8 protein-coding genes are annotated in these 7656 nt (G+C 72.3%); 6 read left to right on the forward strand and 2 right to left on the reverse strand.

Going from position 1 to position 7656, the window contains the following annotated elements:
* Positions 1–652: 652 nt before the first annotated feature.
* Together ADY01_RS29590 and ADY01_RS29595 are read left to right on the forward strand one after the other, a co-directional pair.
* Complete coding sequence (locus tag ADY01_RS29590; protein ID WP_049579616.1) at positions 653–1303, forward strand: DUF4360 domain-containing protein; 651 nt, start codon at positions 653–655, stop codon at positions 1301–1303.
* Between the two features lie 164 nt (positions 1304–1467).
* Positions 1468–2130: a DUF4360 domain-containing protein gene (locus tag ADY01_RS29595; protein WP_049579617.1), complete on the forward strand. Its 663-nt coding sequence runs from the start codon at positions 1468–1470 to the stop codon at positions 2128–2130.
* Positions 2131–2223: 93 nt separating this feature from the next.
* Here the strand turns inward: ADY01_RS29595 and ADY01_RS29600 are convergent, their stop codons facing one another.
* A complete protein-coding gene (locus ADY01_RS29600; RefSeq protein ID WP_159001502.1) occupies positions 2224–3720 on the reverse strand; it encodes an amidohydrolase family protein in 1497 nt (498 codons plus the stop codon).
* A gap of 190 nt (positions 3721–3910) precedes the next feature.
* Between ADY01_RS29600 and ADY01_RS29605 the strand changes: the two genes are divergently transcribed.
* Positions 3911–4525: an NADPH-dependent F420 reductase gene (locus tag ADY01_RS29605; RefSeq protein ID WP_049579620.1), complete on the forward strand. Its 615-nt coding sequence runs from the start codon at positions 3911–3913 to the stop codon at positions 4523–4525.
* 47 nt (positions 4526–4572) lie between these two features.
* Here ADY01_RS29605 and ADY01_RS29610 read toward each other — a convergent pair whose 3' ends face one another.
* On the reverse strand, positions 4573–5421 hold the full coding sequence (locus ADY01_RS29610; RefSeq protein WP_078900725.1) for an SAM-dependent methyltransferase: 849 nt from the start codon (positions 5419–5421) through the stop codon (positions 4573–4575).
* A gap of 280 nt (positions 5422–5701) precedes the next feature.
* Between ADY01_RS29610 and ADY01_RS29615 the strand changes: the two genes are divergently transcribed.
* From ADY01_RS29615 to ADY01_RS29625, 3 genes are read left to right on the forward strand one after another with little or no spacing between them, the layout of a single operon-like run.
* Complete coding sequence (locus ADY01_RS29615) at positions 5702–6199, forward strand: RNA polymerase sigma factor (protein ID WP_049579623.1); 498 nt, start codon at positions 5702–5704, stop codon at positions 6197–6199.
* Positions 6196–6831 (forward strand): methylated-DNA--[protein]-cysteine S-methyltransferase, encoded by a 636-nt coding sequence (locus ADY01_RS29620; RefSeq protein ID WP_234320461.1) that lies wholly within the window; start codon positions 6196–6198, stop codon positions 6829–6831. The genes ADY01_RS29615 and ADY01_RS29620 overlap by 4 nt, the downstream gene beginning before the upstream one ends.
* Positions 6832–6836: 5 nt before the next feature.
* Entirely contained in the window at positions 6837–7598 is a 762-nt protein-coding gene (locus tag ADY01_RS29625) for a 2OG-Fe(II) oxygenase (protein WP_049579626.1), read from the forward strand.
* The last annotated feature ends 58 nt before the right edge of the window (positions 7599–7656 follow it).

A 7656-nucleotide genomic window follows, 5' to 3' on the forward strand; every position in this document is an offset into this window, starting at 1 on the left:
CTTCGGTGCCCCCGCCCGGCGGCTCGCGCTCCGGCGCTCCGCGCCCCGGCTCTGGCGCTCCGTCCCCCCGTCCCGGCCGCTCGCCCCGCAAGGGCCCGCCGGCCCGAGGCCCCGCGCCGCAAGGGCCCGCCGGCCCGAGGCCCCGCGCCCGCACGCCGTCCCGTTCTGCACCTTGTCACCTGGCGCACCCACTCCTTCAACTCGCGGGTACACAACCTTCACAAGCCCGATCACCACCAGAAATGCCGCCGCTCGGACACTTCGCCCGGAAATGACAATGGCCGGAGCGGCGAATTCCGGTCTCTCTGATCGTGTCGTGTCCCACATCTTCCCCCTATCCGAATGCAGGTCTTACGCTGGGAGCGCTCCCACTCGCGGAGCGTGAGGGGCGGGACAGGTGCTTCCGCGCAGGACAGCGCGGCGCCTTCGCGACCCTCGAAGGAAAGTGCCGCATTCCTCCCCCTGTTGCTCTCAGCCATTCCAGGGACGGTCGCGTCGTCGGCCACCGTCCGGCCCCCGTCAGCAGCATTGCGCCGCCTTGCCCCACAAAGTCCCAGGGTGGCCGGGGAATGCCCCGTAATACCGTTCTGCATTCTGCTTCAGCGGCGCCGGGCTGTCCCGTCGCCGCCCACAGGTGACCGATTGGAGAATCATGTCCGGTGTCCTTGTCGCCGGCGGTGCCGTCGCGGCGCTATTCGCCTCGACTTTTTCCGCCCAGGGCGCTGCACCCATGACGGACGCGCCATCCGAGAGAATCACGGTCAACATCCAGACCATCAACGGGTCGGGCTGCCGCGCGGGTACCGCCGCGGTGGCGGTCTCGGAGGACAACACCGCGTTCACCGTGACCTACAGCGACTACCTCGCGCAGGTCGGCGTCGGTGCCTCGCCCACCGACTTCAGGAAGAACTGCCAGCTCAACCTGGGTGTGCACATCCCCTCGGGCTTCACCTACGCCATCGCGAGCGTGGACTACCGAGGGTTCGCCCACCTGGAGGACGGTGCCACGGGACTCCAGAAGGCGCAGTACTACTTCCAGGGCTCGTCGCAAACCGCCTCGGAGACGTACGACTTCGACGGCCCCTACAGCGACAACTGGCACACCTCGGACGACACCGAGGTGGCGGAGCTGGTCTACGCGCCCTGCGGCGAGCAGCGGAACTTCAACATCAACACCGAACTGCGCGTCGGCGCCGGGGAGTCGGACCCGCGGAGGTCCACCAGCTTCATGGCCATGGACTCGACGGACTCGGCGGTCAGCACCACGTACCACATGACCTGGCTGAGGTGCGACACCAACTGACGCCGGCCCACCACCCCGGCCGAAGGCCGATTTCCGACTGATGCTCCCCGCGCCTCAATGACTCACACAGCCGAGGCGGGGGAGCGTCAGCACAACTCACCACGGATCGCGTACCCGCATTGCCCTGCAACGACGCGATCCGCAGCCGAATCGATTGGAGAACCATGCCTGGCGCACTCGTTCTGAGCGGCGCCGTCGCTCTGCTTTTCGCGACGACGTCCTCCCCTCAATTCTCCACCCCACCCTACTTCCTGGACGCGCCGACCGACAGAATGGTCATCGACATCGTCACGGTCAATGGCTCCGGTTGTCCCGCGGGCACGGCCGCGGTGGCGGTCTCGGAGGACAACACCGCGTTCACCGTGACCTACAGCGACTACCTCGCGCAGGTCGGCGTCGGCTCGGGTGCGACCGACTTCAGGAAGAACTGCCAGCTCAACCTGGCCATGCACGTCCCCCAGGGCTTCACCTACGCCATCGCCAGCGTCGACTACCGCGGCTACGCGTATCTGGAGGAGGGGGCGTCCGCCCGCCAGCAGGCGCAGTACTACTTCCAGGGCTCGCAGCAGACCGACCAGTTCGCGCACGATTTCGACGGCGCCTTCGACGACAACTGGCAGGCCACGGACGTCACCGACCTGGAGGCGCTGGTCTTCGCGCCCTGCGGCGAGGTGAGGAACTTCAACATCAACACCGAACTCCGCGTCAGCGCCGGGACCTCCGACACCGACGAGACCACCAGCTTCATCACCATGGACTCCACCGACGGCGACATCGACACCACCTACCAGTTCGCCTGGCTGGAGTGCCCGGAGGAGGACGACTAGGGCCCCCACCGGCATCCGCCACCGGCGTCCGCCACCCGGTCCCGACCGGGTGGCGGACACCCGCCCGCCGTGCGACCGTTCGGCCCCGACCGTTCAGGCCCGCCATGCCCAGTCCGGGGCGTTCCCGGTCATCCTCTCGGTCAGCCGCTCCAGCAGGTCGGCCGGGCGCTCGGGCCGCACCCCGCCCGCCCGCTCCATCTCCTCGCGCAGCCGCCGGAACGCCCCGTCCACCAGCCCGATGACCCGTTCCTCGTCCGCCCGCGTCAACCGCCCCTCCCGCTTGACCACCTCGCCGTCCACCAGCACCGTGTCGACATCCGCCGCCCCGCAGTGCAGCACCACCGTGGCGAACGGGTCGACCACCGGCCGGTGCCGCAGCCGGTCGTGCCGCAGCAGCACGAGGTCCGCCGCCTTCCCCGGCTCGATGGACCCCGTCACCTCGCCGAGCCCCATGGCCTGCGCCCCGCCCAGCGTCGACCAGTGCAGCACGTCCCGCGGGCTCACCGCGGTGCCCCGCAACGCGCCCAGCCCGCCCGACTCGACGAGCTCCCGCGAGCGGCGGCCGTTCTCGCTCTGCATCGCCAGCCGCATCTGGGCGAACGGGTCGCCCGCGTTGTTCGACTGCACGTCGGAGCCCAGGCCCACGGTCACGCCGAGCCCGGCCGCGCGGGCGAACACCGGCCATCCCATGCCCGTCTGGAGCTCGGTCTCCACCGTGCTCGACACCGCCGCCCCCGTCTCGGCCAGCAGCCGCAGCTCGTCGTCCGTGCTGGCGGTCGCGTGCGCGTGCACCTGGAGGGGGCCGAGCAGCCCGTCGTGGTGCAGCCACGCGATCTCCGGGGGCGCGCCCGGCGCGGGAACGGAGTTGGTGTGCGCCGTCAGCAGCACGCCGAGCTCCCTCGCCAGACGGAACTCGCCGCGCGTCGTCTCCCAGGGGACGCCACCGATCTCGTTGGCCGCCAGCCCCATCCGGACCCGGGCGTTCGCCGACGCCTCGTCGGGGAAGTACGTCAGGCGGACGCGCTCGACGTCGGCCATGCGGTGCGTCTCGTTGCCGAAGGCCGCCTCCGCGCCCGGCGTCGCGGTCAGCCCGTACGCCCACACCGCGCGGATGCCGGACTCGCGGACGCCGTTCACGGCGGCGTCGGCGTGGTCGGGGGTGTTGATGATGTGCGCGAAGTCGAGCACGGTGGTCGTGCCCGCGTCCAAGGCGGCCAGCGCGCCCGCGAGGGTCCCGGCGTAGACGTCGTCGGGGCGTTGCAGGGCGGTGTGGTGGGTGCGCATCGCCCACAGGAAGTCCGTGATGTCCCATTCGGCGGTGAGGCCCCGCATGGTCGTCTGCCACAGGTGGTGGTGCGTGTCGACGAAGCCGGGCAGCACGAACCGGCCGGTGGCGTCGAGCACCTCGGGACCGGTGACGCCGGGCTCGGCGGCGCCGGAACCGGCCCCGCCGGACCCACCGGTGCCCGGCGGTCTGATCTCCTCGATCAGCCCCTCCGCCACCACCACGTCGGCGCGCTCGAACCTGCCGGACTCCGGCGGCCCGGCCAGCACCGTTCCACCCGTGATGACCATGCTCGTCGGTCTCATCAGCCGCTCGCTCTCGTCCCTGGCCCGCCCGGGGGCCGCCGGTGCCTGTGCTGGCCCCATCGTGGCCGCGGGGGCCGCCGGCGCCGGGGCGAACTGCCCGGGAGGGACCGCAGGACTACGCCAACGGTCCCAGGCCACCCCCGCCCCCCGGCCGATCCGGCTGGCGTCCCCCGGCGGTTAGCGTCGCGGCATGCGTATCGGACTTCTCGGAACCGGCAATGTCGCCCGCGCCCTGGCCGCGGGCTGGACCGCGGCCGGACACGACACCGTTCTCGGCTCGCGGCGGCCGGAGGAGCACCGGGACCCCGCCGTCACCGGGCTGAAGGAGGCCGCGGCGCACGGAGACGTCCTGGTCAACGCCACGCCCGGCACGGTGTCCGGGGAGATCCTGGAGACCATCGGCGCCGAGGCCCTGGCGGGGAAGGTGCTCATCGACATCGGCGTCGGCTTCACCGACTCCATGGGTCTGGCCCACCCCGACGCCTCCCTGGGCGAGCTGCTCCAGAAGGCGTTCCCGGCGACGTCGGTGGTCAAGACGCTGTGCACGGTGGACGCGAGGGTGATGGGGAACCCGGGCCTGCTCGACGGCCCGAGCACCGTCTTCCTCTCCGGCGACGACGCGGAGGCCAAGCGGACCGTGGGCGGCCTGCTGGAGGACCTCGGCTGGCCCGAGTCCGCGCGCCTCGACCTGGGCGGCATCGCGACGGCGCGCGGACAGGAGCACTTCGCGCTGCTCTTCCTCGGCATAGCCGGGGCGCTGGACACGTACGTGTTCAACGTCCGCGTGGTGCCGCCGGTGGCCTGACGGGAGCGGCGAGCGACGGCCGGGGCGACGCGGTCGCGACGTGAGGGTCAGGCGCGCTTGCGGGCGACGCCTCCGTACCCGGCGATGTCCGCGTCCCGGAGCCCGTCGGCGAGGACGTCCTCGTCCGGGCGCCAGTGGTGAATGAGCGTCACCCCGGGCTCGATGAGGTCGAGGCCGTCGAAGAACGCCTCGGCCTCCGCCTTCGTCCTGGCCTTCAGCGGGATGCCCTGCGAGGTGTACTCCTGCTCCAGCGCGGCCAGTTGCACCGGATTGGTGTCGGCGGTCAGCACGTTCATCGCGAGGAAGCTGCCGGGCGCGAGGTCGCGCATCAGCCGCCTGACGATGCCGTAGGGGTCCTCCTCGTCACGGAGGAACTGCACGAGCGCGATGAGCGAGACCGCCACCGGCTTGGTGAGGTCGAGGACCTCGTGCAGCCTGGGGGCGCCGAGCACCGACTCCGGGGCGCGGAAGTCCGCCTCGATGTAGGCGGTCCTGCCCTGGGGCGCGCTCTTCATCAGCGCGCTGGCGTGGACCAGGACGATCGGGTCGTTGTCCACGTAGACCACGCGCGACTCGGGGGCGATGCCCTGCGCGACCTCGTGGAGGTTCGGCGGGGTCGGAATGCCGGTGCCGATGTCGAGGAACTGCCGTATGCCGTACTCACCGACCAGATGCCGCACGACGCGGTGCATGAACATGCGGTTGTGCCGCATCCCGACCGGCAGTCCCGGCCATGCCTCCACCGCCGCGCGCGCCGCGTCGCGGTCGGCGTCGTAGTTGGTCTTGCCCCCCAGCAGGAAGTCGTAGACCCGCGCCGAGTGCGGGACGTCGAACCTCAGGTCGACGGCCAGCCGCTCCGGGTCCTTGCCCGGCTCCACCCCATCGGATTCCGTCACTCGCCCGCCCCATCAGCCTCATGGCCCACACCTGGACCGCTCACCCCCCGATCAGCGACATGCTAGCCACCGCTCCGGCGTCCGCATGAGGACCGGTGCACTCTCGGCCAGCCCGTCTCGCGCCCTTCCGCACGATCGCGCAGCTCAGGACCCCTTCCGGCCATGAGGGAAGGGGGCGCCACACCGTTCATATTCGGCTTGAACGCGGCCCCCGCGCCGACCGCGCGAGCCCGGACCACGGCCGGTCTCACGTTCCGGCCGCCCCGATCGTTTACCTGATGTGAGCAAGCCACCATTCGAACAGCTCGTCACCGCCCACGGGCCGACGGTGCTCCGCGTCGTCCGGGCCGTGCTCGGGCCCGACGAGGCGGAGGACGCCTGGTCGGAGACGTTCCTCGCGGCGATGCGCGCCTACCCCGGCCTGCCGGACGACGCGAACGCCGAAGCCTGGCTGGTGACCGTCGCCCACCGCAAGGCCATCGACGCCACCAGGGCCCGCGCCCGCAGACCCGCCCCGGTCGAGGAGCTGCCGGAACACCCCGCGCGCACCGGCCGCCCCGAGGACTGGGACCCCGACCTGTGGCGCGCGCTCGGGGCGCTGCCCGACCGCCAGCGCCAGGCGGTGGCCTACCACTACCTGGCGGGCCTTCCGTACAAGGAGATCGCCGCGCTCACCGGCGGCACCGCCGACGCCGCCCGCCGGGCCGCCGCGGACGGCATGAGAACCCTGCGCCGCACCTACCCGGCGAACGAGACAGGAGAGGCCGAACACCCATGAACGCACCCATGAACGCACCCGAGCACGTTCCCGAGGCCGCGCGCCTCTTCGCGGGGCTGCCCGAACGCGACGACGCCGCGATGGACCGCCTCCGCGCCGGGCTGACGGAGCGGGCCGCCCGCGAGGGGCTGCTCGACGTCGCCTACCGCACGGTGGACACCCCCGCCGGGTCCCTGCTGCTGGCCGCGACGGAGGAGGGCCTGGTCAGGACCGCCTACGCGGTGCAGGACCACGAGGCCGTCCTCCAGCAGCTCGCCGACCGGATCAGCCCCCGGATCCTGCACGCCCCCGCGCGGCTCGACGAGGCGAGCCGGCAGCTCGACGCGTACTTCGCCGGGCGGCGCAGACGGTTCGACCTGCCGCTCGACTGGCGGCTGTCCACGGGCTTCCGCCGTCAGGTCCTCGCCCACCTCCCGGAGATCGGCTACGGGCGGACCGAGAGCTACGCGCAGGTCGCCGCCGCCTCCGGAAGCCCCCGCGCGGTCCGCGCCGTCGGCACCGCCTGCGCGACCAACCCGCTGCCCGTCGTGGTGCCCTGCCACCGCGTGATCCGTTCCGACGGCTCCGCCGGCCGGTACGCGGGCGGCGACGAGGCCAAACGCATCCTCCTCACCCTGGAGACCACGGCATGACCCCGATGACCCCGATCACCCCGATCACCCCCTCCGTCGCCGCCGAGCGGTCCTCCCCCCGCCGTTTCGCCGAACGGATCGCCGCCGCCGACTGGGACGCGGTCGCCAGCGAGCTGAACGAGCACGGCCGCGCCCTGCTGCCCCGGCTCCTCACCCCCGCCGAGTGCGCGGACCTGGCCGCGCTCTACGACCGGCCCGAGCTGTTCAGGTCCACGGTCTCCATGGCCCGCCACCGGTTCGGCGAGGGCGAGTACCGCTACTTCGACCACCCCTTCCCCGAACCGGTGCGGTTGCTGCGCGAGGAGCTCTATCCGCGCCTGCTGCCCGTCGCCCGCGACTGGTACGGGAAGCTGGGCCGCGAGGCCGAGTGGCCCGACAGCCTGGGGGAGTGGCTGGACATCTGCCACCGCGCCGGACAGACCCGGCCCTCACCGATCCTGCTGCGGTACGAGGCCGGAGGCTGGAACGCCCTGCACCGGGACCTCTTCGGCGACAAGGTGTTCCCGCTCCAGGTCGTCGTCAACCTGAACGCGCCGGGCGAGGACCACACCGGGGGCGAGTTCCTGCTGGTCGAGCAGCGCCCCCGGGCCCAGTCCCGCGGCACGGCCACCCTCGTTCCCCAGGGCCAGGGCCTGGTCTTCACCACCCGCGACCGCCCCGTCCGCTCCCGGCGCGGCTGGTCGGCGGCGCCGGTCAGGCACGGCGTCTCCGCCGTCCACACCGGCCGCCGCCACACCCTCGGCCTGGTGTTCCACGACGCCACCTGACACCCCGGCCGCCGCCTGAGCCGCTGCAAACACTTCAGCGGGTTCAGCCGCCCCCGCC

It is taken from the genome of Streptomyces sp. SBT349 (assembly GCF_001083795.1).
Lineage (GTDB): Bacteria > Actinomycetota > Actinomycetes > Streptomycetales > Streptomycetaceae > Streptomyces.

Coding starts and splice junctions, on each gene's coding strand:
- ADY01_RS29590 (WP_049579616.1), top strand. CDS start 653: ATGTCCGGTGTCCTTGTCGCCGGCGGTGCCGTCGCGGCGCTATTCGCC.
- ADY01_RS29595 (WP_049579617.1), top strand. CDS start 1,468: ATGCCTGGCGCACTCGTTCTGAGCGGCGCCGTCGCTCTGCTTTTCGCG.
- ADY01_RS29600 (WP_159001502.1), bottom strand. CDS start 3,720: ATGAGACCGACGAGCATGGTCATCACGGGTGGAACGGTGCTGGCCGGG.
- ADY01_RS29605 (WP_049579620.1), top strand. CDS start 3,911: ATGCGTATCGGACTTCTCGGAACCGGCAATGTCGCCCGCGCCCTGGCC.
- ADY01_RS29620 (WP_234320461.1), top strand. CDS start 6,196: ATGAACGCACCCATGAACGCACCCGAGCACGTTCCCGAGGCCGCGCGC.
- ADY01_RS29625 (WP_049579626.1), top strand. CDS start 6,837: ATGACCCCGATCACCCCGATCACCCCCTCCGTCGCCGCCGAGCGGTCC.